Origin of the sequence: Acinetobacter shaoyimingii, from assembly GCF_011578045.1 — a bacterium.
Classification (GTDB): Bacteria; Pseudomonadota; Gammaproteobacteria; order Pseudomonadales; family Moraxellaceae; genus Acinetobacter; species Acinetobacter shaoyimingii.
Window position 1 is genome coordinate 776,606 of record NZ_CP049801.1, and the last position, 24,793, is coordinate 801,398.

General features: G+C 38.3%; 21 protein-coding genes. 8 read left to right on the forward strand and 13 right to left on the reverse strand.

Features of this window, described 5'->3' with window-relative positions:
• Positions 1-4: 4 nt before the first annotated feature.
• Positions 5-1,330 (reverse strand): ribosome rescue GTPase HflX, encoded by a 1,326-nt coding sequence (gene hflX / locus G8E00_RS03575; protein WP_166222000.1) that lies wholly within the window; start codon positions 1,328-1,330, stop codon positions 5-7.
• Positions 1,331-1,602: 272 nt separating this feature from the next.
• Between hflX and G8E00_RS03580 the strand changes: the two genes are divergently transcribed.
• Entirely contained in the window at positions 1,603-2,397 is a 795-nt protein-coding gene (locus G8E00_RS03580) for a lysophospholipid acyltransferase family protein (RefSeq protein WP_166012659.1), read from the forward strand.
• A 29-nt stretch (positions 2,398-2,426) separates the two neighbouring features.
• Here G8E00_RS03580 and G8E00_RS03585 read toward each other — a convergent pair whose 3' ends face one another.
• Entirely contained in the window at positions 2,427-4,055 is a 1,629-nt protein-coding gene (locus tag G8E00_RS03585; RefSeq protein WP_406741448.1) for a phospholipase D family protein, read from the reverse strand.
• Between the two features lie 97 nt (positions 4,056-4,152).
• Here G8E00_RS03585 and G8E00_RS03590 point away from each other — a divergent pair, with 97 nt between their 5' ends.
• Positions 4,153-5,163, forward strand: coding sequence for a metallophosphoesterase (locus G8E00_RS03590; RefSeq protein WP_166222002.1), 1,011 nt, complete (start codon positions 4,153-4,155; stop codon positions 5,161-5,163).
• 98 nt (positions 5,164-5,261) lie between these two features.
• Here G8E00_RS03590 and G8E00_RS03595 read toward each other — a convergent pair whose 3' ends face one another.
• Positions 5,262-6,572, reverse strand: a complete 1,311-nt coding sequence (locus tag G8E00_RS03595) for an MFS transporter (RefSeq protein WP_166012657.1) — start codon at positions 6,570-6,572, stop codon at positions 5,262-5,264.
• A gap of 142 nt (positions 6,573-6,714) precedes the next feature.
• Complete coding sequence (gene trhA / locus G8E00_RS03600) at positions 6,715-7,356, reverse strand: PAQR family membrane homeostasis protein TrhA (protein WP_166222004.1); 642 nt, start codon at positions 7,354-7,356, stop codon at positions 6,715-6,717.
• Between the two features lie 103 nt (positions 7,357-7,459).
• On the opposite strand from trhA, the gene G8E00_RS03605 reads away from it, so the two are divergent.
• Positions 7,460-8,680, forward strand: a complete 1,221-nt coding sequence (locus G8E00_RS03605; protein WP_166012655.1) for a class I SAM-dependent methyltransferase — start codon at positions 7,460-7,462, stop codon at positions 8,678-8,680.
• A 93-nt stretch (positions 8,681-8,773) separates the two neighbouring features.
• Here G8E00_RS03605 and G8E00_RS03610 read toward each other — a convergent pair whose 3' ends face one another.
• Entirely contained in the window at positions 8,774-9,463 is a 690-nt protein-coding gene (locus G8E00_RS03610; RefSeq protein WP_166222006.1) for a hypothetical protein, read from the reverse strand.
• A 117-nt stretch (positions 9,464-9,580) separates the two neighbouring features.
• Here G8E00_RS03610 and G8E00_RS03615 point away from each other — a divergent pair, with 117 nt between their 5' ends.
• Both G8E00_RS03615 and G8E00_RS03620 read left to right on the forward strand, forming a co-directional pair.
• The gene (locus G8E00_RS03615) at positions 9,581-10,015 is read left to right on the forward strand and encodes a GNAT family N-acetyltransferase (RefSeq protein ID WP_166012654.1); all 435 of its coding nucleotides are present in this window, start codon (positions 9,581-9,583) and stop codon (positions 10,013-10,015) included.
• Between the two features lie 20 nt (positions 10,016-10,035).
• Positions 10,036-10,737 (forward strand): HAD family hydrolase, encoded by a 702-nt coding sequence (locus tag G8E00_RS03620; protein ID WP_166222008.1) that lies wholly within the window; start codon positions 10,036-10,038, stop codon positions 10,735-10,737.
• A gap of 60 nt (positions 10,738-10,797) precedes the next feature.
• Here G8E00_RS03620 and G8E00_RS03625 read toward each other — a convergent pair whose 3' ends face one another.
• The 5 genes from G8E00_RS03625 to G8E00_RS03645 form a co-directional block, all read right to left on the reverse strand.
• Positions 10,798-11,115: a hypothetical protein gene (locus G8E00_RS03625; RefSeq protein WP_166221135.1), complete on the reverse strand. Its 318-nt coding sequence runs from the start codon at positions 11,113-11,115 to the stop codon at positions 10,798-10,800.
• Between the two features lie 177 nt (positions 11,116-11,292).
• On the reverse strand, positions 11,293-13,428 hold the full coding sequence (locus G8E00_RS03630; RefSeq protein WP_166222010.1) for a 3-hydroxyacyl-CoA dehydrogenase NAD-binding domain-containing protein: 2,136 nt from the start codon (positions 13,426-13,428) through the stop codon (positions 11,293-11,295).
• An 11-nt stretch (positions 13,429-13,439) separates the two neighbouring features.
• On the reverse strand, positions 13,440-14,645 hold the full coding sequence (locus G8E00_RS03635; RefSeq protein WP_166012651.1) for an acetyl-CoA C-acetyltransferase: 1,206 nt from the start codon (positions 14,643-14,645) through the stop codon (positions 13,440-13,442).
• Between the two features lie 348 nt (positions 14,646-14,993).
• Positions 14,994-15,209: a cold-shock protein gene (locus G8E00_RS03640; protein WP_166012650.1), complete on the reverse strand. Its 216-nt coding sequence runs from the start codon at positions 15,207-15,209 to the stop codon at positions 14,994-14,996.
• Positions 15,210-15,662: 453 nt separating this feature from the next.
• Positions 15,663-16,673 carry an AraC family transcriptional regulator gene (locus tag G8E00_RS03645; protein WP_166012649.1) on the reverse strand — a complete coding sequence of 337 codons (1,011 nt, stop codon included), beginning with the start codon at positions 16,671-16,673 and terminating at the stop codon, positions 15,663-15,665.
• A gap of 207 nt (positions 16,674-16,880) precedes the next feature.
• On the opposite strand from G8E00_RS03645, the gene G8E00_RS03650 reads away from it, so the two are divergent.
• Positions 16,881-18,002, forward strand: coding sequence for a CaiB/BaiF CoA transferase family protein (locus G8E00_RS03650; RefSeq protein WP_166222012.1), 1,122 nt, complete (start codon positions 16,881-16,883; stop codon positions 18,000-18,002).
• 223 nt (positions 18,003-18,225) lie between these two features.
• Positions 18,226-19,218, forward strand: a complete 993-nt coding sequence (locus G8E00_RS03655; protein WP_166222014.1) for a DUF2804 domain-containing protein — start codon at positions 18,226-18,228, stop codon at positions 19,216-19,218.
• A gap of 64 nt (positions 19,219-19,282) precedes the next feature.
• Here G8E00_RS03655 and G8E00_RS03660 read toward each other — a convergent pair whose 3' ends face one another.
• The 3 genes from G8E00_RS03660 to G8E00_RS03670 all read right to left on the reverse strand — a co-directional run bounded on the left by G8E00_RS03660 (position 19,283) and on the right by G8E00_RS03670 (position 23,578).
• A complete protein-coding gene (locus G8E00_RS03660; protein WP_166222016.1) occupies positions 19,283-21,115 on the reverse strand; it encodes a DUF3413 domain-containing protein in 1,833 nt (610 codons plus the stop codon).
• A gap of 453 nt (positions 21,116-21,568) precedes the next feature.
• Positions 21,569-22,447, reverse strand: a complete 879-nt coding sequence (locus G8E00_RS03665; protein ID WP_166012645.1) for a metal-dependent hydrolase — start codon at positions 22,445-22,447, stop codon at positions 21,569-21,571.
• Positions 22,448-22,687: 240 nt separating this feature from the next.
• Positions 22,688-23,578: a metal-dependent hydrolase gene (locus tag G8E00_RS03670; protein ID WP_166222018.1), complete on the reverse strand. Its 891-nt coding sequence runs from the start codon at positions 23,576-23,578 to the stop codon at positions 22,688-22,690.
• Positions 23,579-23,715: 137 nt separating this feature from the next.
• Between G8E00_RS03670 and G8E00_RS03675 the strand changes: the two genes are divergently transcribed.
• Positions 23,716-24,762, forward strand: coding sequence for a helix-turn-helix transcriptional regulator (locus G8E00_RS03675; protein WP_166222022.1), 1,047 nt, complete (start codon positions 23,716-23,718; stop codon positions 24,760-24,762).
• Positions 24,763-24,793 lie beyond the last annotated feature (31 nt).

The window sequence follows — 24,793 nt, forward strand, 5'->3', positions numbered from 1 at the left end:
AGTCTTAAATTTCAAACTCTTCAAGAGGTCTCTGAAATTGTTTGGCCTTTTCACCCAAGATTTCATCAAGAGGTAAATGTGCTTGTTTAATGAGTTGTTCCAATTTATTTGGAGCAATAATCACATGAAGTATTAAATTCCCTTGTTCATCATAATTTTCAGATTGAATGACATTTAAGGCATAAAGCTGTGTTCTTAATTTGCCATAAGCTGGTTTTAATACCACATCAAAACTCTGAATCTGCCCCATTAAGCATTCTTGAACAGCTTGTTTTAATAAGTCTAAACCTTGAGATGCATGTGCTGAAACATAGACTCGATCGGGTAAATGTGGTTCAGCATATACAATTTTTGCTTCTTCACCTGAGCGATCAATTTTATTGTAGACGCGTAAAATTGGAACTTGTGTACCAATTTCTTTTAGCACCTTTTCAACAGCTTCAATTTGCTCGAGTTTGTCAGGACTACTTGAGTCAATCACGTGTAAGAGTAAAGTGGCTTCGACTGTTTCTTCAAGTGTTGCTTTGAAAGATTCGACTAAAGCATGAGCCAAATTACGGACAAATCCAACTGTATCTGCCAAGACTAAAGCCCCAATGCCATCCCAATTTAAGCGTCTTAATGTTGGGTCTAGCGTTGCAAAGAGCTGATCTGCGGCATACACATCGCTTTGTGCCAAAATATTAAACAGGGTTGATTTTCCTGCATTGGTATAGCCGACCAGCGACACTGTAGGAATTGCTGCTTTTTGGCGTGCAGCTCGACCTTGCATACGGGTTTGACGTACTTTTTCTAATTTATCTTTGAGTTGTGAGATGCGTAGTCTGAGTAAACGACGATCTGTTTCAAGTTGTGTTTCGCCAGGTCCACGTAAACCAATCCCACCTTTTTGACCATCAAGTCCCATACGTCCACCGACCAGTCGTGAGGACAAGTGATCCAGCTGAGCCAATTCAACTTGTAGTTTACCTTCATGTGTACGTGCACGTTGTGCAAAGATATCTAAAATCAAACGAGTTCGATCAATGACACGGCATTTGATTATTCGTTCAAGATTACGTTCCTGCGAAGGTGAGAGTGAGTGATCAAAAATGACGATATCTGCTTCTAAAGATTTGACCAGTTCAGCAATTTCTTCAGCTTTGCCCGAACCTATAAAGTATTTGGGATCGGGTTTCACACGTTGTGCATGAATATGTTCTAAAATTTCAGCACCCGCTGACTGAGCCAGAAGGCGAAACTCTTCGTCATCAAGGTCATCCAGTATTTGTACTGAAACACTGATGAGTACAGCACGTTCGCTACCTTGATGTTGCTCAAAATCTTCCACTCAGTTCTAACTCGAATATAAAACTATATTTTAGTTGAAAATGGAGCAGGAAAGGGAATTAGATTGCAACAGTAAATGAAGTGTTTCTAAGTTCGGTGTTGATCAATGCGTATCAGAATTTTTACGAGCAATCGGAATATGATTATGTGGTGAAATTGATCATGATGATGTTAAACGTGAGCACTTTAAATCAATGCAACTTTAAAGAGAACAGTATAGAATGAGTAAAAATTAATGAAAAAAAGCTCTAGTTTTTGATTAGTGACCCATTTATGACTCAATCTGTGCCTAAAAAGCTAAATTCGTTCTCCAAAGCCATGTTATATACCCAAAAAATTGCAGCAGGTATTGCCGCTGTGATGGAAGGGTTTTATCTGATTTTTAGGCATCAGATGTATAAGGAACCCAATAACCCCAAGAATACACGTTATGTTCAGCACTTTTGTCGTCGAATGTGTCAGGTATTTAACGTTGATATTCAAATACACGGCAATATTCCACGCGAACCAGCACTTTGGGTGAGCAATCATATTTCGTGGATTGATATTCCTGTGGTTGGTTCAGCGGCACGCGTGTTTTTTTTGGCAAAAGCTGAAATTGAAAATTGGCCTGTAGTGGGTAAGCTTGCCAAAGGTGGTGGAACGTTATTTATCAAACGTGGGTCTGGTGACTCAGTGCGTATACGCGAACAAATCGCTGAGTTTTTGTCGGAAGATATTCCTGTGCTGTTTTTCCCAGAAGCAACCACGACAGATGGCACAAAAGTTAAAAAAATCTATGGCCGGATTCTGGGTGCAGCCATTGAAGCCAAGCAACCGATTCAAATTTGCTTAATCTGTTACGTGAATCGTGAAGGCAAGCTCGATACAATTGCGCCATTTGTAGGCGATATTAGTTTTATGGATCATGTCAAAGCAGTACTAGAAATGCCTAAAGTGATCGCACATATTAAAGCGTTTCCTGCTATTCAGACCGAAGGTCATACGGTAGAAAGTATTACTGAACTGGTTCAGACGACCATGCAAAATGGTTTAGCTGAGTTACAAGCTGAAGTACTCAAACCTTAATTTATGCTTAGGTTTAACCTATTGAAGGATTACATGAAACCTTCAATAGGGAGCCAAGAAATCACTTTAATTCCTGCTCTTTTTAGAAAATTCATTTTCGGTTCTTTGGTCAATGTCCGAATCCCATTCGGCGTGGTCAATTGCCAATTAATCTTACCTTTTGAATCCAGCACCAGCTTATAGGCATAGTATTTTAAATTAGCATCCATCGTCTTATGCACAGCATTTGCCAAAGGTTTGCTGTTTAAAATCACGCCAATCTCTGTATTTAAGTTTGCAGATCTCGGGTCAAAATTGAATGAGCCAATAAATACTTGCTTATCATCGAGTGCCATGAGTTTTGCGTGCAAACTTGAACGGCTTAGACCTTTAAGACTTACTCTGGACTTTTTCGAAATTTCTGGATTATTGATGTTTTGATATTCTTCAGGGAGTGCAGGTAAAAACTCATAAAGCTGTACGCCGTTTTTCAATAAGTTTTTTCTATATTTGGCGTAAAAGGCATGCACGAGCGCCACGTCATTGGCTTTGAACGAATTGGTTAAAACGCGGACATCTACCCCATTTTGTGCAAGTCGACTCAAGTGCGCTTCCCCAATATCTTGAGGTACAAAATATGCAGAAATAATATCGACACTTTTTTCAGGAACTTTTAAGCGCTGAACCAATTGGAAGTTTAAATGCTCTTCTTTCTTCGCTTTGGATTTTACTTTTTCTGGTGAATCTTTGATGATTTCTGCTTTTACCCAATCAAGTTGGATATCACGATTCAGCCATTGATCAAAATCATGCGTTTTATTGCTTAAATCTAAATAGTTTTGTACCGTAACTTCTTCATAATGCTTTGTGAGTTGTTCCTTTAAGCCAGGGTAGCGAAGTGTATAACCATGGCTAACGATATTACGTACTTGATAGGCATAAGGATGGTTCCAATACTCATCAAATGAATGGCTAATATCATCGACAGCTTGACCCACCAACATCACATCAACATCTGAAAATTGATAATTGTCACTCACGTTATAATATTGATTACTCATATTACGACCGCCAATGAGTGTTATCTGATTATCGGCAGTAAAGGTTTTATTGTGCATACGGCGGTTGATACGCTTTAAATCTAAAACCATATCAATGGGACGGAATTTGCGAAATTTGTATGGGTTAAAGAGTTTAACTTCAATGTTAGGATGCTGATCAAGAGCCAGATAAATACCTTCCATTGCTTTGGCGTTATTATCATCCATCAGCAGGCGAACTTTAACCCCACGATCAGCCGCTTGAATAATTTTATACAGCGCCAATGCACCGACTTTGTCGTTATCCCAAATGTAATATTGCAAATCCAGCGTTTTTTCAGCTTTATCGATCAGTTGAATACGTGCAGCAATCGCTTCAAGTGGCTCGTATAAAACATGATAACCGGTCAAATCTGGGTATTGTTGCTTGAGCGGAGACACAATTTGAGACAGCGTCGTGTTTTCGGTGTCAATGTCATAGGCATATTGAGGAATAATTTGTTGCTGTTTAGGCAGGGTCGAACATGCTGGAATTCCTAAGATTAGGCATGAACTCATCATTAAAATCGCTGTTTTAGACGATTTTTTTGCGGATCTATTTTGAGTTGATGGGTCTAAGGTCATGTTCGTGTTAGGCATAATCTATTCTTTGAACTCGCTATAGTAGAGTATAATTGTCTCGATTCAAAAGATAAATAATGATATCCGCGCAATTTCAGGCGCATAGAGATTGAATATGTGGACAACCGATAACATTCTAGTGGCTTTTTATATTTGTTTTGCAGCGGTATTCCTATGGGGAGTTGCGCAGGCATGGCGGAGTCAATCTAGGACTGAAACGATCCATCCATTTAAATCATTTGTTCATTTATTGGCATTCTACCTATCTTACTTACTTTTTCCATTGATCATATTTACCTTATATGCGGGCTATACAGCAGTATTTAGTCTGCATGAAAGTGTTTTTATTTTCTTATTGTGCTGTGTTCTTATTTATGCACGATTTATTGAACCTCAATTGGTTAAAATCAATCGTATCACATATAAATTGAGCTCAGATCAAGCATTTAAACAGCCTGTTAAAATTGCTTTAATTGCAGATTTACATGTCGGACTGTTTTCTGGAGATGAACGCCAATTAAGGACCATTGTCGATAAAATAAATGCTGAGAAACCAGATGCGGTGGTTGTGGCAGGCGATTGGACGTATGAACCTGAAAATAAACTTGCAGAAGAATTGGCAGTATTGAAAGAAATACAAGCCCCTGTTTATTCAGTCAATGGCAATCATGATGAACAATATCCTGGTCCACCCATTCAAGCGCTCTTAAAACATGCACTCGAAGTGAATGATGTCATGGACATCGAAGGTAAAATTGTTGAATTTGATGAATTTCGTCTTATTGGTGTAGGTGATTTGTGGGCAGGGAAAGCGGATATGCGTTATATGCCAGATTTACCACAAGATAAACCTTGGCTGATTTTGTCACATAACCCAGATACTGTAGATATGGTACCTGAGTTGCCAACTCATCCACTGATGCTGTCAGGACATACGCATGGTGGGCAGGTCGAACTCCCTTGGTTAACCAATTACGTGATGAAAAAAGTATCGATCTTAGGTCATAAACGTGGTTTGTATGTGCATGAAAATGCGAACGTATTTGTCAGTGTAGGTACGGGGATGGTCGGAGTACCATTTCGTTTTCGAGTACCACCGATGATTGATATTATTGAGTTATATTGATCTTAAAATCGATATATTAAACGCATGATTGGATTGATTTTCATTGAATAGAAAGTAAAAAAGCCGACATAAAAGTCGGCTTTTTATTGATTTTATTTTTAAATCTGATTATTCACATCATCATTTTTGGTTTCACGAATCATCATAAATGCAAATAAAGACAACAGTGATGCCGCCGTTAAATAATAACCTACAGCATAAAGCCCATATGTGGTTGCAAGTTTAGTCGCGATCAGCGGTGCAAAAGATGCACCTAAAATACCAGCCAAGTTAAAGGTCAATGCTGAACCGGTATAACGCACTGAGGTTGGGAAAATTTCAGAAAGTACTGTTCCAATAGGACCGTATGTTAATCCCATAATACCTAAACCGATACATAAGAATAAGAACACCACGACAGTATTACCTGACTCCAACATGCTGGCAAAGAATAAACCGAAGATTGCAGATGTAATACAGACCCCAATCGAAGTTGCTTTACGTCCAAATTTTTCAGCAAATACAGCAGAAAGGGGAATAAATGCAGCAAAACATAGCGTTGCAATCAATTGTAATTCTAAGAATTCACCACGTGAATAGCCGAGTTTGGTTGTTCCCCAGTTGAGTGCAAATACTGTCGTTAAGTAGAAAACAACGAAAGTACAAATGGCTGCAATTGTGCCTAACACCAGCATTGGAAAATGTTTGGTCACAACCGTCATAAACGGAATATTCACTTCTTTTTGCTTTTCTAAGACTTTTTTAAATGCGGGTGTTTCATGAAGTTTTAAACGAATCCATAAACCCACAATCACCAGTAATGCACTCGAAATAAATGGAATACGCCAGCCCCATTGCATGAAATCTGCTTCAGACATAAATGCGCCAAGCAGTAAGAATGAACCTGTGGCTAAAATAAAACCAAGTGGAGCACCCAGTTGTGGGAACATCCCATACCATGCACGTTTGCCTTCAGGTGCATTTTCAGTTGCAAGTAATACCGCACCAGACCATTCACCGCCCAATCCTAAACCTTGTCCTAAACGACAAAGTGCTAATAATAATGGCGCTGCAATACCGATTTGTGCATAGGTTGGTAAAAGACCAATACAGACGGTCGAGATACCCATAGTCAGCAAAGCTGCAACCAGTGTGGCTTTTCGTCCAATTCGATCCCCCAAATGTCCAAACAGTGCTGCACCAATCGGGCGGGCAATAAATGCAATTGCGAAAGTCGCTAAAGATTGAATGGTGGCTGTCGTTGGATCTGTACTTGCAGGGAAAAATAAATGCGGGAAAATAATGACCGCTGCAGTCGCATAAATATAAAAATCGAAGAACTCGATGGTGGTTCCCACTAAACTTGCAGTAAGAACACGTGTTTTTGAATTTGCGGGTTGTGCTGTTGTCGCTGTATTTGATGACGCCATAAGAAACCTTACACTTACTAAAAATAAAAGACATTAGTTTTAAAAGCGTAATCTTTTTAAAAAAGGCGTAATTTCTTAAAAAAATACGAAATACCACTTCAATTCACACGTCTAGGGTCGCTAAAACAGTGATGAATATGGGTTAAATCACGTACAGATAGATGCTGAGGAAGTGTGATCCTGCACCAATCAGTACAAAAATGTGCCAGATAGCATGCGTGTATCTTACCTTTTTTAGCGCATAAAACAATGCACCAATCGTATAAGCCAGCCCACCAATAATGAGAAATATAAGACAATCTTCACTTAAATATTGTTTCATATCATCCATTACCAGTAAGGCAAGCCAGCCCATCACGAGATAGGCAATCAAGGAAATTTTTTGGAAACGATGGATGAAAACTAATTTGAACAGCGTGCCAACGAGCGCAATTACCCAAAGTGCAATGAGTAAGTAATGCGCTTTGGCGGTTGGTAGGGCAATGGCAAGAAAGGGTGTATAGGTGCCAGCAATCAAATAGTAAATCGCGGTATGGTCTAATTTCTTGAACCAATAACGTTTATTTTCATCTTGGGAAAAATGATAAATGGCAGAACTGGAAAAAAGTAAAACCATACTCAATGCATAAACCCATAAGCCAAAATATTGACCTGCAGGTAAATAGCTTCCTTTAATCAACATAAAAATACTGGCAATCAGGGCAAGAAGGGCTCCAAAGGCATGACTTATCGCATTTATTTGTTCTTCACGTGGATCATAACCCTGTTGGATTATTTTTGTCATAATATGGCTGATTCTATAAAATATACATTTGTATAGTAATACAGTTTTACCTTTAAAGTAAGAACATTTAAAATACCCTTCTAGATTGATTTGAGTTTTGACTATGTCACAGGTGGCTACCCCGTTTATTCAGGAACAACAATTTTTGGATCTTGTATTGCAAGCCATTGAAATAAATAAAATTGATCGATTGGTATTCAGCCAATATAAAGGTGAATTGGTCGACTTACTGAAAATTACGATACGTATGATTCAGTTAAACAATGAGCCTGTTTTGAATGTGCTTTATCATCACAAAACTCAAGATATCACCAAAAACTATCCTTTAGATGAAGCACAAAATTTAATTGAAGAACTGATGTCGCAATGTAAGCAAGCCAATTTATTTAGCTTGGATGAAGAAATTCAAATCAAAAAAAATAAAAAGAAAGCCATGTTAACCAAGAATGCTAAAGTTGGTGCATCTACCGCTGTAAAAGCAGAGCAGGGACATGATCGTGAAAAACATCGGTATGTAGAGCAATCTTCACCATTTTTAAAAGCACTAAGCATCACTGATGAAAAGGCGCAAATCATTCCAAGCATGGCACGCAAATGGAAACAGATTAATAAATTTGTCGAAATTTTCTCTGGTGCTTTGTCGAATATCAATGTCAAAGATCAGCAGCTGAATGTTGTTGATTTTGGATCGGGCAAGGGTTATTTGACCTTTGCTTTGTACGATTATTTGCAAAAACAAAATTTATCGCCATCAGTCACTGGGGTGGAACTGAATGATAAGATGGTTCAGTTTTGTCAAAAAGTGGCGCAAGACGCAGATTTTAATCAGCTACAATTTTTCCAAGGTGATGTGCGAACTTATCATCCAGAAAATTTAGATGTGATGATTGCGTTACATGCGTGTGATATTGCAACTGACTTCGCGATTCATACGGGTATTCGTTTAAATGCATCGATGATTATGTGTGCGCCATGTTGTCATAAAGAATTGCGTCCACAAATACAAAGTCCAAAGGTTTTACAGCCGATGTTGCAGTTTGGCATTCATGCAGGGCAACAGGCTGAAATGTTAACAGATACCATTCGTGCGTTATTACTCAAAGCGTATGGTTATGAAACCAAAGTCTTCGAATTTGTAGCCTTAGAGCATACCAGTAAAAATAAAATGATTTTGGCAACGAAACGAAAAGATTTTACTGAACCTGATCAAGTGGTATTGGAGCAGATTCATGCATTGAAAGAGATGTATGGCATTCAAAAGCAATCTCTGGAACTTTTATTAAATGATGCGTGGGATCAACAAGGGATTGGGTGTAAGTGTTGATTGATGATGAGTGTTTATCAATAATTTGAAAATGAGTAAAGTTTCAATAAGCCTTGATTTGAAAAGGCTTATTGAAACCGCTTTGATTAATGATTATTTTTGATTTTCTTTCATGAGTTCTTCTTCAGTTGTACCTGTAAATTTATTAGTAACAGTGCTTGGAAAGTAGTTAGGGTCATCCATTTCGGGAATCAACTTTTCGCCCACTCTATGAATGAGAATACTTGTTTTTAGTGTTTCTTTCGGAGCTTTAGAAAAAGCATTAGTCATTAAATTGAGTGTTGCTACCATAAATTGGGCATCACTTTGTGTCGATGTTTTTTTTGGTATTTTGATATTTTTTTTATCTAAAACAGTTAATTGGCAGATCAAGGGAACTTCATATGTTTTTTCCTTCTTAATGATTTCTCCATTTCTTATACAGCTTTGATAATCAGCAGCTTGTGATTCGAACTGACGTTTCAAAGCTGGTGCAACGATCTTGAAGTCTTGTTCATTAAACTGTTCTTTAAATAAACCTAACATTAATTCTAAAGTTGAGGATGGTATATCACCACTTCGTTCACGTAATGTCTTTGCTTCAGCTTCTGAAATATTAGCGGTTGCTGCAGCAAGCGGAATACCAACAGCATCTTGGTTGTCATGTTGGAAAGAAAACAATCCAATAGTACTTTTCGTGATGATGTTAATACGTTCCACATCAGTTTGTTTTGCATAGATGTTTTGTATTGGAAGTAAAAGTGAACTTAATATTAAAATTTTAATTTTATGATTTGAAAACATTATTATTCTGCTGTTTTGTCGTAAATATAGTGAGATTAAATTCTAAAGTATTCGGCTCAAAAATTGAATATACAGCAAGAGATGTAAGATGTTTTTATTTAAGTAAAGGTTTCAATCATGGATAAAATTTATACTACTGCCGCAAGTTGGGATAAATTAATAGCAGATGCAATGCATATTCGTGAGCAAGTTTTTATCCAAGAGCAAAACATTCCAGAACAAGATGAGTGGGATGATCAGGATGAAGTTTCTTTACATTTTATTGCTTACGCACTTTGTAACGAGTTTAAAAAACCTATTGCGACAGCTCGACTTTTACCTAACCACAGTATTGGAAGAGTGGCTGTATTAAAAGACTATCGTGGTCAAGGCATAGGACGATTGATTATGCAAAGTATCATTGAACATGCCAAGAAGGAACATCGTGAGTTTCTTAAATTATCATCCCAAGTTCATGCGATTCAGTTTTATCAAAGCTTAGGTTTTCACGTAGAAGGAACAGAATATCTAGACTGTGGAATTCCACATATAGATATGATCATGACATTATAAATTTTCAATCATGAGGGGAGATGATGACCATTAAAGCCGTTTTATTTGATCTTGATCAAACCCTTTTAGACAGAACAACATCTTTAAAGAAATTTTTAAATTGGCAAATTAATTTTTATCAGCTTGTTGATTCCGATTTAAAAAATGATTTTATTCAAAGATTCTTGGTGTTAGATGCCAATGGTTCGGTATGGAAAGATCGTGTTTATGCACAGTTGATTGAAGAATTTCAAATTATGCATCATTCCACTGAAATATTATTGCAATCGTATATTCAAGACTTTAATAAGTTTTGTACGCCGTTTGATGGTGTCAAAACCACCATTGAAGCGTTATACGAAAATGGATATAAACTCGGTTTAATTTCAAATGGCAAATCACCATTTCAAGAACACAACTTTTATGCGCTAGGTTTAAAACAATATTTTTCGAGTATTATTGTTTCAGAAGCAGTGGGCTTAAGAAAGCCTGATCCTAGAATTTTTCATTTAGCATGTGAACAACTCAAAATTTATCCACAGGATGCAATATTTGTTGGGGATAATTGGGAGGCAGATATTCAAGGTGCACGATCATCTGGACTACAAGCACTCTATTTTCAAGGTGGGGAGCTGCAACATCAGCCTCAAGCAACTGAAAAAAATATCATCAATAATTTTAGTGACGTGTTAAAAGTGATCCAAACGCTTCGCAGTCAACAACTTGAAAGTGACGAAGACTAAAAGCAATTAACATTATATGTGTAAAAAAAGCGCTTATAAATATAAGCGCTTTTTTATCATTTAATGACTGTGTTCTTTATTTTCATCATGCGCTTTTTGATGCGCCTCTTCTGCAGCTTGGGTCGTTGCTTGACCAACATGAGCTGCGTGTTCTTCATCCGTCATATTCATTTCAGCTGCGGTTTGTCCTTCATTTGCCGTTGCATTTTCCGTGCTATGGTGACTATGAGCAGCAGATTTGTTTTGACTTGGCATGTAATCTGGTTCGTTTGTTACTGCTAAGTAAAAGAAACCAAGGAAAAAACAACTCAAAATCGCTGAAATAATCAGTGATTTCCAGCCCCATGGTGATTTTTCGGGAGAAGTTACATCACTCATAATAGGATTTCCTATTCAGGTATCAAAATATTTAGCACATTGTTATAGCACAAATTGACCACCAACGAAAAACAATTCCTTAAATGCTTAAAAAAATTATGTGTTTTATTTGAACTTTATTGAATAAAATAAGGAGCATAAAGCTCCTTATTTTATAGTGATAAGTATTGAGGGTATTTATTGAATCATTTCACCTGACTGAGCCTTTTGCTTTAAAAGATCTGGTGCTTTGAAACGTTCACCATATTGAGTTTCTAATTCGTTGGCACGTTTCAGGGCTTTTTCCAATCCGTATTGATTAAGGAACTGCAACGCTCCACCTGTCCATGGGGCAAAGCCAATACCGAAGATCGAACCGACATTACCATCGACTACAGATTCAAGGACACCTTCTTCCAGACAGAGTAACGTATCTAAAGACTGCACAAACAGGAAACGGTCAATCATTTCTTGTTCAGATATCTGTGTGTCTTTTTTCCAATGACTTAAGCCATCCCACAGGTGTTTTTTGCCACCTTCTGGATAATCATAGAAACCCGCACCTGCAGCTTTACCTTTACGGTCAAATTCATGAATCATCTTATGGATGACATCATCGGCACCCGAACGTGGTAAATCTTTACCTTCAGCTTGAAGCGCCTTACGTGTTTCAGATGTCACATGCTCTGACAAAGTTAAAGAAACTTCATCTTGAATCGCCAATGGTCCAACAGGCATACCTGCTTTAAGTGCTGCCATTTCGATACGTGCAGGGTTTACACCTTCAGCCAAAAGACGTAAGCCTTCTTGAACAAAAGTACCAAATACACGACTGGTGAAGAATCCACGACTATCATTTACGACAATTGGGGTTTTACCAATTTGTTGTACATAGTCATACGCTTTGGCTAAAGTCTCGGCAGAAGTTTCTTTCCCTTTAATGATTTCAACCAATTGCATTTTGTCGACAGGGCTAAAGAAATGCAGACCAATAAAGTTCTTGGCATCCTTACTTGCCTTTGCTAAACCTGAAATCGGTAAGGTTGATGTATTGGATGCCATCACGCCACCATTCACCAAGTGCTGTTCAGCTTCTTGGGTCACTTTGGCTTTGAGTTCTTGGTTTTCAAAGACTGCTTCAATAATCAGATCACAACCTTGTAGATCTTCATTAGATGCTGTTGGATGAATTAAAGATAAAATCTGGTCACGTTTTTCTGCCGTCATACGACCTTGAGAAACACGTTTATCAAGAAGTTTTTGGCTATAGGCTTTACCTTTTTCAGCAGCCTCAGTAGAAATATCTTTTAAAACAACCTGAATTCCTTTAATTGCCGTTGAATAGGCAATACCTGCACCCATCATGCCTGCGCCTAAAACACCGACTTTGGTGGCCTGCCATTTCGCGACATCTTTTGGACGGCTTGCACCTGATTTAATCGCATTGAGACCATGCCAGAATGTACCAATCATATTTTTCGAGATTTGACCTGTCGCAAGGAAGGTGAAATAACGAGATTCAATGGTCAGTGCGGTATCGACATCTACTTGAGCACCTTCAACTGCAGCCGCCATAATGGCTTCAGGCGCAGGGTAACAGCCCTTGGTTTTGTCACGAAGCATTGCAGGAGCAATGGCAAGCACTTGAGCCACTTGAGGAGAAGATGGTGTGCCACCAGGAATTTTGTAGCCCTTTACATCAAAAGGTTGTTGCGACTTCGGATTTGCTTTGACCCAAGCGATTGCTTTGTCAAACAACTCTTCAGCAGTCTCAGCAGTGTCGTGAATGAGACCTAATGATTTTGCTTTATCAACACCAAATTGTTTACCTTCCATCAAAAATGGAAATGCATTTTGAAGTCCCAATAGGCGAACCATACGCACAACACCACCACCACCTGGCAGTAGACCTAGCGTTACTTCAGGCAAACCAAACTTGGCTTTTGGATCATTTAAAGCAATACGGTAATGACATCCTAAAGCAATTTCCCAACCGCCACCCAACGCCGTACCATTTAAAGCGGCAACAACAGGTACACCCAAGGTTTCAATATAGCGAAACTCTGCTTTCATCTTCTGAATCATGTCGAAAAATTCAGGCGCTTGTTCAGGCTGAGCCTGAATCAGTTCGTCTAAATCGCCGCCTGCAAAAAAAGTTTTCTTTGCAGACTTAAAAATAATGCCGGTAATGTCTGTTTCAGATTTAAGTTTGCTGACGATATTTTCTAAAGCGACACGAAAGTCACCATTCATGGTATTGGCAGATTGGTTTGGTGAATCAAGTGTAAGGATGATGATGTTATCGGCATTTTTTTCGTATTGAATTGCGCTCATTCTTGTTCTCCTTATACCAGCTCAATAATGGTCGCAATACCCATGCCACCACCTACACACAACGTTGCCAAACCACGCTTCTTACCTTGACGCTCTAATTCATCCAATAGAGTGCCTAAAATCATGGCACCAGTTGCGCCCAATGGATGCCCCATGGCAATTGAGCCACCATTGACATTGACTTTGGCAGGATCGACCTTGAGTTCATTGATAAAACGCATAACCACGGCAGCGAATGCTTCATTGACCTCAAACAGATCAATATCATCAATGGTTAAGCCTGCTTTTTCTAAGGCTTTACGTGCAGCAGGGGCAGGACCTGTCAACATGATGGTTGGGTCTGTACCGACCAGTGCAGTAGATAGTACTTTGGCACGTGGTTTTAAGCCTTGTTCTTTCACTGCTTTTTCAGAAGCAATCAGTACTACCGCTGCACCATCGACAATCCCTGATGAATTCCCTGCATGATGTACATGGTTAATCTTTTGCGCTTCAGGATATTTTTGTAGGGCAACAGCATCAAAGCCCATACCGCCCATCATTTCAAAACTTGGATTAAGTTTTGCTAAACCTTCAGCTGTTGTGGTGGGTTTAATAAATTCGTCTTTATCTAAAATGGTTACACCAGCTTTATCTTTGACAGGCACGATCGATTGATCAAAACGACCTGCGGCTTGCGCTGCTGCTGCTTTTTGTTGAGAGTTTGCTGCAAAGGCATCGACATCGGCGCGGGTGTAGCCGTCTAAAGTGGCAATCAGATCAGCCCCAATCCCTTGTGGAACAAAAGTCGATTTTAAATTGGTTTCAGGATCAAGCGCCCATGGTCCACCGTCTGAACCCATCGGAATGCGAGACATCGATTCAACGCCGCCTGCAACAACTAAGTCTTCCCAGCCCGAACGGACTTTTTGGGCTGCCAAATTGACAGCCTCTAAACCAGAAGCACAGAAACGGTTAATTTGAACCCCAGCGACATCATCATTCCAGCCTGCAGCAATCGCAGCAGTTTTAGCAATATCTGATCCTTGATCACCAATAGGTGTAACACAACCCAAAACAATATCATCGACTTTAGACGTGTCTAAGTGATGACGTTTTTCTAATTCATTTAATAGGGTTGTTAACAGGGTAATAGGTTTAACTTCGTAAAGTGAACCGTCTTTTTTCCCTTTTCCTCGCGGTGTGCGAATGGCGTCAATAATATATGCCTCGCTCATATGCTTTCCTTTTTTATGCATTAAAATTCTTTTGGTGAGTTCGAGTGTAATCGATCTAGATGATTGTGCAATGACGAGAACGGAATAGTCGTTTGATCGTTTTGGTCATTAGCCAGAGAATGGGCATTGAATGATCCAACAACTTGTATATGAATAAAGGAGTAAGAAAAGTAAGAAAAAGACAGGGGAAAGCGTGGGGGAAGGTCAGGTTGCTGTTTTATTGTTTAAAAAAGATGTGAGATGAAATCAAAAAGGTAATATTCAGAAACAAAAAAAGCCGAACAAGTCGGCTTTTTTATCACAATAAGAAAAAGGAGATGCCTTTTTCTTTAATTGTTTATATATCGATTATACAGCAACAATGTTTACAGCATTTGGGCCTTTTTGACCTTGTGCGATGCTGAATTCAACTTGTTGACCTTCCATTAAAGTTTTGAAGCCAGAGCTTGCGATTTCGCTGAAATGAGCAAAAACGTCTGGACCATTTTCTTGTTGAATGAAACCGAAACCTTTAGTTTCGTTGAACCATTTAACAGTACCTTTAACTACAGCTGAGTTTGACATAATAAATCCTATGATTTTTAATAATTTTAAGTCATTTAACTGACCAATGAGACTTAGAAAAATAGTACAGAATGAAGCTTAAAATCTGAAAAAACGAAGGATTATGACTAAAACTGCGATACTTAAAGAAAATTTACTGAATCAAAACTTTTTTCTAATATGACCCATCCTACAGCAATTATCATAATATTCAAGATATTTATATTAATTATTTAATATTTTATAAAGTTCAAGCGATAACGACAGAACACTAAAAATGTCAAAAAGTGAAAATACTGCCTAAATCTTGAAAGCACTTATGGCGTGTTGATATGTATCAACTGGCGATTGATGCATCCTGAATGAATGTAAGATATAAAAAAATTATGCATTAAGGGTCTGTTGATATTTCAATCATATGTGAAATATCAACAGACCTTAAACATGGGTTAATTTATTTGATGGAACAATAAATCAATGATAGCCATGCAATTGGCGATATAGACCAGGGGTTACTCCCGTCCACTTTTTAAATGCACGGTGGAAGGTACTGGTTTCACTAAAGCCCACTTGTTGAGCGACATCTTCTAGCGTCAAAGATGGATTCAATAGTAAGTGAATTGCAGCATCACGACGTAAGGCATCTTTTACACCTTGGTAGCTTTTACCTTCAGCAGCTAAACGGCGACGCAAAGTTTGCGGAGACAAGTAAAGCATCGCTGCCACATCATTGAGTGTCGGCATTTCTTCACCAATTTGGCTCTTCAATACTTCACGAATACGTGATGTCAAAGAATTGGTGTTTTTAAATTTCACTAGAAGTTTTGCAGGCGCGCCTTTTAAAAACTCTTCCAAGGTGTTTTCATCTTGGCGAATAGGCAAATCTAAATAATCAGCTGCAAAGGTGATTTCAGTACGGGCTGAATCGAACTGGATGACTGGTGCAAAGAACAGTGCATCGTACTCGTCTGCATGAGCAGGGCGTGGATAAGCGAAATGAACACGTTCAAGTGGAATACGGCGTTCAATGAGCCAAGATGCTAAACCATGCCAAATCATTAACATACTTTCAGTAATGAAATGATCTGGATCCATTGTTCTTGGAATAATAGGCACTAAACGAGCTTCGTGCTTGTCTCGTTCTAACGATACAGACCATTCTTCACCAAACAATTTATAAAATTGTGAACAGCGTTCTAAAGCGTCACCCAAGGTTTTCGCATGGATGATCAATTGACACATGATGGCAAAAGTCCCTAAACGGCGTGGTTGAATATCGAATCCAACATGTTCGTCTTGGGTGACCATCCATAACATTTTAACAAAACGAGTGTATTGTTCAGGTGATATACGAGCTTTAGGTTGGCGCAGTAACTCTGCTTCAATCCCTACATGTGAGAGCAAGGTTTCAATATCCATGCCTAGGCGTTTAACCCCAGTCAGAGCTGCATTTACGAAGTGGATACTGATCGTATCGCGGCTCATGTTAAATCCTTCAGTCTCTTTGATATTCACTTGTTCCTGACCTAAATGACACTAAATAAAAGTAAATTGGCAATTTACACTAGAGTAATTGCTCTTTTACATCATAAATTGCTGAAATGTTCAAGGTAAATGGCTGAACATGACATTGTGTTATGAGTTTTATATTTCTATGATGGGTGAAAAATCCACATTATATTGGTAAAAATAATGACACAAGCCGCTTTACAAGGACTCAAAGTACTCGATTTTTCTACCCTATTACCTGGACCATTTGCCACTTTGTACTTAGCTGATCTTGGTGCAGAGGTGGTTCATATCGAATCTCCAAGCCGTCCAGATTTGATACGTTTACTTCCGCCATTTTCCAATGGACAAGCATGTTCGCATAATTATTTAAACCGCAACAAGCAATCTGTGGCTTTAGATCTTAAAGATCCAGAAAGTATAGAACGAATTAAACAAAAAATAACTGAATATGACATTGTGATTGAGCAGTTTCGTCCAGATGTCATGAAGCGATTGGGTTTGGATTATGAAACATTATCAGCAATTAACCCACGCCTCATTTATTGCTCCATCACTGGCTATGGTCAAACTAGCCATTATAAAAACAAAGCAGGGCATGACATTAACTACATTTCACTGTCTGGGATTGCAGGGCATTCAGGTCGGCAAGACAGTGGTCCGCCACCTATGGGGATTCAGATTGCAGATGTTGCAGGAGGTTCTTTACACGCAGTGATTGGCATCTTAACCGCTGTTATTGAACGTCAACGTAGTGGACAAGGGCAATATATTGATATTTCAATGACGGATTGTGCTGTGGCGCTGAACAATATGGCAGCCGCGGCTGTTTTAGCGGGTGGTGAACAGCAACAAGCTGAGCAAGAACATCTAAATGGTGGGACATTCTATGATTATTACCAAACTCAAGATGGACGTTACCTTTCAATTGGCAGCTTAGAACCACAGTTTATGAGTGGTTTGTCTCAAGTTCTAGAATTGCCAATACTGCTTGAGAAAGGCGCATCTTTTGACCGAGATGATCGAAAAGCAGTAAAACAGGCGATTCAAGATCAAATTAAAACCAAGACACTTGATCAATGGGTAGACATTTTTAAACCTTTAGATGTTTGTGTTGAACCTGTTTTACATTTAGATGAAGCCCTAAATTCAGAATTGGCGCAGCAACGTGAGTGGGTCGTGAATGTACCATTAATTCCAGATTCGAATGAAACAGAAGCTCAACTGGCATGTCCGATTAAATTTTCACGTTCTAAAGCGCAGTATCATTATATTGGTCAAGCCTTAGGCGAAGGCAATTGGTAAAGCGCAGAAAGTTCATCTTCAAATTATTTTCATAGATTTGAGGTCAAAGATACGTACCTACATACAAATTTTAAGTGACATTGGAATACTCAATATTCTAATGTCACTTTTTTATTGCCACTAAATAACTAAGAAATTTGCTAATTGTGAAAAATCAGTAATAATAAATGCGCGACTAAAGTCTAATCATCATGGTTATGGACAGCTATTGGACTGTTAAAAAATGGATTTAATACAAGCGAATGGTCAACCACATTATGGGCGTTTCACTGAACTGCCGACCACGATCGCCCTCGATAAATATGTTTATAAAACGCCTTATGGCAAAGTTCTCAATGGCTGGCGTAAACGACTCAAATATAAAAAATTCAAGTTTTGTAGTATTCAGCATGAACACTACAGTATTGGGATTGCGATTGTAGATCTGGCTTGGGCGGGGCATGGCTTTCTGTATATTTATGATCATCTCAGCCAAAGTGTTTTGGAATGGAATGCCATCAATCTATTTGCGCATAATACTGTGGTCGATGAACAGCCCTTATTCAATCAAAGTCATTTTAAGCATTCGCCATTTCAATTTGATTTTCAACATGCCAATGGCGTGCGCTATGTTCAGGCGGTTAAACATGGGGAAGAAGTTTTAAAGGCACGAATTTTTTGTGCAGGAACTGATGCATTATCATTATGTAGTCCGACAGGAATCAATGGTTGGACGTACACACAAAAGCTTACGACTTTGGCAGTTGAAGGTTTTTTTATCAATAAGCAAAAGCAAAAAGTCGAATTTCATGAAAAGACCTTTGCAGCACTTGATGACAGCTGTGGTTTTCTAAGACCAGAAACGGCGTGGTTTTGGTTGTCATGCAATTTTTGGGACAAAAAAGGTAATCGAGTCGGGATAAATCTCGCTTCTGGTGTCAATGAAAGCTTTGGCAATGAAAACTGCTTATGGATCAACGGTCGACTCTATGCTTTAGCAGATGTGCTATTTGAAATCCAAGATGAGCAGCATTGGAATATTCGCTCTTTGGATGGAAAACTCAAATTGACAGTTGAAACCAGTTGGCGTCGTTATGAAAATTTAAATCTGAGCATCGTCGGCAGTCAATTTAGTCAATGGCAATCTAAGATCAGTGGTCAAATTGAAACAGAAGATACCATCGTGGAGTTTGATCAAGAATACGGTTTATTGGAACAGCATTATGCCAAATGGTGATTGATTTTCACTTTAAAAAAACCACGCTGAAATAGCGTGGTTTTTATATGGGGAAGGGATGCATTTATTTATTAAAACGGCTGATTTGTTCAAGAGCAGCTTGTAAATAAACTGGATTAGGTTGCTGATCTTTCAACGGACGATTTTTCTTATCCAACATGTCATATTGACCTACGACACCCACTTCAAGAATATTTTTTGGTGTAATCACAGCATAGCTACTATAGTTTGACGCTAAAATCCAATCACGTTTCACTTCATTTCCTAGAAGATCTTCACCAACTGCATAATCTTGAATCGGATTATCTACCCCTAAATAATGCTTCATAAGCGTAGGGACAATATCTTGATGACTGGTTAAGGTATTTGCATTCCATAATGAACGTTGCTGTCCATCGGGCGTGATGATTGCAAAAGGAACTTTAATTTGCGGGTCAGTATAATTGCCATTATGCCCCCAAAAATTGTCCATATTGTCATTAATCTCTTGACCATGGTCACCCGTGATCACAATCACAGTATTCTTTAAGTCACCTGTTTCTTCGAGTTTATCAATCACTTTTTTTACGAGACTATCGACATAATGAACACTGGTTTTATATCGATTGAGCATGAGATGACGATCTGTATCATTATTGAGTTTTAAGTAATTAATCTCTTTCAACATTGGTTCAAAACGTTTTGGATAATCTTTTGGAAAATCATAACCATGAGGTGAATCATAAAATAAGAATGAAAACTTAGGTTTATTTTTATCCTGTTTAGCGTACCAATTTAACCAATCTTGGGTCATGCTCTGGTCAATTTCGACAGAAGAATCACCTGTTGAATGTGTTCTCAAATTTGGAATCTTAGAAAAAACAGTTTGATCAAACTCAGGATTGGTCAATTTGGCCGCAGCGAAAATCCCCATTTGATAATTAAGGGCTTGTAAACGATCTATAAATACAGGACTTTGCTGATTGACCAGTATTCCTTGCCAATATGTTCCAGGAATCGCATAGAACATGCCAAAAATCCCCGTACGGGTACAATTTCCTGTCGAGTAATGCTGATTAAAGATTTGACCTTTTTGCGCTAAATACCACATATTTGGCGCATTCTCAGCATTAAAGGTATCTGAACGCCATGAGTCGACCACAATAAACATGATATTTTTAGGTTGTGAAACAGGTGAAGCTTGAAGTGGGTGTAAAGGGTAGTTCACATCACTCTTACGTTGTAGCGACATGGCTTTTTGTGTCGCTATGGCTTTCTCATCCATCCAACCCAGTTTCTTCATTGTTTTATTGGAGGTCATTGGATAAAACAGTGGTAAGTAGCGTTTAACGACCGTTACAGGTTGGTACACATGTGCAGCAGCCCATACATGAATACTATGTGTTGCTAATAACGTCACTAGGGTTAGCCATGCAAATTTTCGACTGATGTTCCACTGCTTCAATGTCGAAGCTTTTTCTAGTTTTAAGATGAGTAGATATTCTAAACACCATAGCAAAATGATGCCTGTGATGACCATGAACCAAGTGCTTAAAGGGAATTTAACCACTTGCCCAGACATGACCAATTCCAACATGACTGCATTGATATGAAAGCGATATTGTGAATACACAAAGGTATCGATGACCAAAAGAATCAGTGCGAATGTAGCGACGCCAGATTGTAAAAGTCGTCTGGGTGTTTGAGTTAAAAACAGTACTGGAAGAAGGATAAACCCCATCAAAAAACTTAAAGTGGCCATGTGGGAAAATGTGCCACAGACAAGAAAGCTGAAACCTAACACATCAGTTGGAAGTTCAGGTAAAAAAGCAAAGTAACGGCATGCAATTAACATGCTGATGAGAGCATTGCAGATGATTAGATAAACATGTGCCTGAAATTTTAATTTAAACGTCATTTTTGTAATACATAGAATTCTATAAATTTTTATGTTTAGTCAATTCTCAAATATTAGAGATATCTGAAAAAAACAGTGTTGAATACCACATATTATAAGTTAGATTTTGTTGTAAATCACATTAAATGACATTTTGGTTAAATGTTTTAAACAAAATTATGCTGATAAGAACTTACAGTGCGTGAGCTGAGTGTAATACATGAAGTGATTAAAAATAATTGGAAGTCATTACAAGCATTGAAATAACAGAATTTAAGCGAAAATGGTTGTTCAAATGGATAACTAAGCGCTTAGATGCTTGTTTAGATATGTTATTTGATTCCATATGCCGTGATTGAAATTAAGACGTTATGAATCGTTTTAAAACTCAAGCCTCTCATATCAATAAGGTAAATAACGAAGAAGGTTATGTCTTAGTTGAAAGCTAATGATAAGAGGATAAAGTCCCTATCCTCATGAAGATGCAGCTTTCCATAAGGCTTGACCCGCAGCGATGGGATCATTTGTTTCGAGCAAAGTTTCAATCCAAATATCATATTGAGCAATTACAGCATGTTGACTTGGATGAAAATCTGAACGATACCAATCTAAGTATTCTTCTTTCTTTACCGTTAAAATGCCTTGACGTCCCAACAACCATTTCAAACCAGAATGAAACATCTTCATGCGTTGGATTCTGGTAAACCCATCTTGTTTTAAAAGTCCATTGGTACGTTGCATGGTAAAACCAAACATCATGAGTGTGACTAAGGTTAGTGCAAGGTATCTTGATGCATTTGAAGTTTTTGCAACATTTTGCATGACATCAAAAGCCACATCACGATGTTCCATCTCTTCAATACTATGCCAAGCAAACAATGCCCGAATATAAGGATGTGCATCTTGCATGGTGGCTTTGTTTGAAAAAAAAGTCGAGGCCATCAACGCAGTCAAATGTTCACAAGCGGCTGTAATAGCAATATTAAAACTTTTCGGATAACGTTTTAGCGCATGTTTAAAACGTTGATTGACCTGATGGATAAATTTGTCTACAGGCATCCCTTGGTTAATCAAAATCTGATTCATTTTGTCATGGGCAATTCCATGCTGCGCTTCTTGCTGAATAAATTCAGTAACCCGATTCGCCAAGTGCGGATCTTGAATTTGATCTCTGAACAAACGCACACATTGAATGAAATAACGTTCACCATCTGGAAAAGTCAGACTCAGCGCATCAAACACACGTGTTTTAAATGCATCACCACCAAACCAAAAGCGAGGAATCTCATCGAGTTTAAAATCTAGATTTTTTCGGACCACAGGTTGCAATGATTGTTGTAATGGCGCATTCATGTGATGTTATTCCTTATGTATGACATTTGAAGATTCTTGCTTCTTGGTCGATTCTTTCTGCTTGAAAGTCAGTCTGGCTTCTAATCATTATGCAAAACAAAATCGCTAAAGTCGGTATCTCAAAAGCACAAATACTCTGATCAAAATGATCAATCAGAGCAAATGGGTAGATCATCAATGACGTTCATACCCAATCACAAAGGCAAGTTGAACCTGCCTACATTGTCAAAATCTAAATTTCTATTTTGCGGCTTGCCAGAATGCTTCACCTGCTTGAATTGGATCATTGGTTGCTGCCAAGGTATCTACCCAAACTTGATATTGATGAATGACAGGATGTTGACTTGGATGGAAATCTTTTTTGAACCAATCTAAATATTGGCTTTTCATGGAAGTTAACATGCCTTTTTTACCAAAGAACCAAGGTAAACCTTTATAGAGCATTTTGACTCGGTCTAAACGACTAAAGCCGTCATATCGCAACATGACATCTGTTCGGTAAAGTGTGAAACCAAACATCATAAAGGTGGTAAATGCCAGTGCAAATTTACGTGTTGCTTCAGGAACTTCGCCGACTTGTTTCATGACATCAAAGGCAACATCACGATGCTCCATTTCCTCAATCGCATGCCAAGCAAGTAAAGCTCTGACATAGGGATGAGCGTCTACGAGAGTTTCTTTTTTGCTATAAAACGTTTCTGCCATCAGCGCAGTCAAATGTTCAGCCGCAGCGGTCATGGCTATGTTGTATTGTGGTGAACGTCGTGTCAGTTCGAATTTAAAAATTCGATTTAAATGTTGAATGAATTGATCGACAGGCATGCCTTGTTCTTTCATGACTTTATTCATTTTGTCATGTGCCATACCATGCTGAGCCTCTTGACGTATAAAGTCTGCGACACGTGCTTGTAGATCTGGATCTTTAATTTTATCTCTAAACAAACGGACGGATTCAATAAAATAACGTTCGCCATCTGGAAAAGTCAGGCTTAATGCGTCAAACATACGGGTACGGAATGGATCGCCACCAAACCAAAAACGTGGAATTTCATTGAGTCTAAAATCTAAATTTTTACGAACTACAGGTTCAACAGAATAAATCGCATTGGGATACTGTGTTAATGCATTCATCTTATTTTGCTCGCATTAGGTTTTATCTCAGTATGTCGACTATTGGTCGGTTTGTTTTGACAGTTCTTGCCATTTTTTATACATTTTACGACAAATGAAAATCAATCATGTCAAAAAGAACCAAAGAGAGGAAGTCGATGAAGGAATTGCAAATTCCGAATGGTTATTTCCATTTATGGCGAAATTATTTGGCTGAACAGGGTGTAAATGGTTTAGAAATTAAACAAATTCAACCCTATAAAAAACAGATTGAAAATATCTTGGACGCGCCTATTGCGCAGCAATCATCTTACCCGTTGTTCTGGAACATCATCGAAATCACTCAAAAACAGCTCGATAAACCACAATTAATTTTTGAAATGGCAAAAGGGGTAAAGCCTGAGCATTTTGGTGTATTGGGGTATATGGCAACACGTAGCACCAGTTTTGCCGAAGCCTTAAGTTATATTTTAAAGTTTAGTCGCTTGGTGATTGATGGTGATGAGATTATTCCAATGCAGATGCATCAGGAACAGCAAAATATTATTCTGAGCTGGCCCTACATAGATGATGATTTCAATTTAATTAATGAATTGACCAACGCCTTAATGATTGAATTAGGAAGGAAAATTGTGCCACTGGACAATTTTCCTTTAAGGCGAGTGGGCTTTGCGCACAGTGCTCAAATGGCACAATTTCATTACCAAAAATTCTATGCCTGTGAGGTTGTTTTTGATCAGCCAGATTACACTTTGGTGATGAGTACAGAAAGTTTAAATATACAAATTCAACAAGCAGATCCGTCACTTTTACAGCTATTGATTCAGCAGGCTGAAGAAGCCATTGCAAGTAAGCCCAATCATGAAAATATGGCGCGTCAACTACATTTAATTATTGCTGAATATTTAAAAATTCAACAGCAAGCACCTAAAATTGAAGATATTGCTAAAGAATTGCATGTTTCGGTTCGAACATTACAACGTCAATTGAAAGATTTGGGCAGCTCATTTAAGCAAATTTTAGAAGCAGAGCGTATGAAGCACTGTGAAAAATTGTTGGCGCAACAGATGAGCCTGACCGATATTGCACTGCAACTGGGTTATTCAGATCAATCTGCTTTGGCAAGAGCCTTTAAAGCACATACGGGGCAGACCTTATTGCAAATGAAATATCAACTCAAAGAAGATAAAAATCAGTCTTTATAATACTCATTGAATATCACAATGCTAAGCATGG

Coding starts and splice junctions, on each gene's coding strand:
- G8E00_RS03625 (WP_166221135.1), bottom strand. CDS start 11,115: ATGAGTGATGTAACTTCTCCCGAAAAATCACCATGGGGCTGGAAATCA.
- G8E00_RS03635 (WP_166012651.1), bottom strand. CDS start 14,645: ATGAGCGAGGCATATATTATTGACGCCATTCGCACACCGCGAGGAAAA.
- G8E00_RS03610 (WP_166222006.1), bottom strand. CDS start 9,463: ATGTTTTCAAATCATAAAATTAAAATTTTAATATTAAGTTCACTTTTA.
- G8E00_RS03580 (WP_166012659.1), top strand. CDS start 1,603: ATGACTCAATCTGTGCCTAAAAAGCTAAATTCGTTCTCCAAAGCCATG.
- G8E00_RS03590 (WP_166222002.1), top strand. CDS start 4,153: ATGTGGACAACCGATAACATTCTAGTGGCTTTTTATATTTGTTTTGCA.
- G8E00_RS03585 (WP_406741448.1), bottom strand. CDS start 4,055: ATGCCTAACACGAACATGACCTTAGACCCATCAACTCAAAATAGATCC.
- G8E00_RS03665 (WP_166012645.1), bottom strand. CDS start 22,447: ATGAATGCGCCATTACAACAATCATTGCAACCTGTGGTCCGAAAAAAT.
- G8E00_RS03605 (WP_166012655.1), top strand. CDS start 7,460: ATGTCACAGGTGGCTACCCCGTTTATTCAGGAACAACAATTTTTGGAT.
- trhA (WP_166222004.1), bottom strand. CDS start 7,356: ATGACAAAAATAATCCAACAGGGTTATGATCCACGTGAAGAACAAATA.
- G8E00_RS03615 (WP_166012654.1), top strand. CDS start 9,581: ATGGATAAAATTTATACTACTGCCGCAAGTTGGGATAAATTAATAGCA.
- G8E00_RS03630 (WP_166222010.1), bottom strand. CDS start 13,428: ATGAGCGCAATTCAATACGAAAAAAATGCCGATAACATCATCATCCTT.
- G8E00_RS03640 (WP_166012650.1), bottom strand. CDS start 15,209: ATGTCAAACTCAGCTGTAGTTAAAGGTACTGTTAAATGGTTCAACGAA.
- G8E00_RS03655 (WP_166222014.1), top strand. CDS start 18,226: ATGGATTTAATACAAGCGAATGGTCAACCACATTATGGGCGTTTCACT.
- G8E00_RS03645 (WP_166012649.1), bottom strand. CDS start 16,673: ATGAGCCGCGATACGATCAGTATCCACTTCGTAAATGCAGCTCTGACT.
- G8E00_RS03660 (WP_166222016.1), bottom strand. CDS start 21,115: ATGACGTTTAAATTAAAATTTCAGGCACATGTTTATCTAATCATCTGC.
- G8E00_RS03620 (WP_166222008.1), top strand. CDS start 10,036: ATGATGACCATTAAAGCCGTTTTATTTGATCTTGATCAAACCCTTTTA.
- G8E00_RS03650 (WP_166222012.1), top strand. CDS start 16,881: ATGACACAAGCCGCTTTACAAGGACTCAAAGTACTCGATTTTTCTACC.
- G8E00_RS03675 (WP_166222022.1), top strand. CDS start 23,716: ATGAAGGAATTGCAAATTCCGAATGGTTATTTCCATTTATGGCGAAAT.
- G8E00_RS03595 (WP_166012657.1), bottom strand. CDS start 6,572: ATGGCGTCATCAAATACAGCGACAACAGCACAACCCGCAAATTCAAAA.
- G8E00_RS03670 (WP_166222018.1), bottom strand. CDS start 23,578: ATGAATGCATTAACACAGTATCCCAATGCGATTTATTCTGTTGAACCT.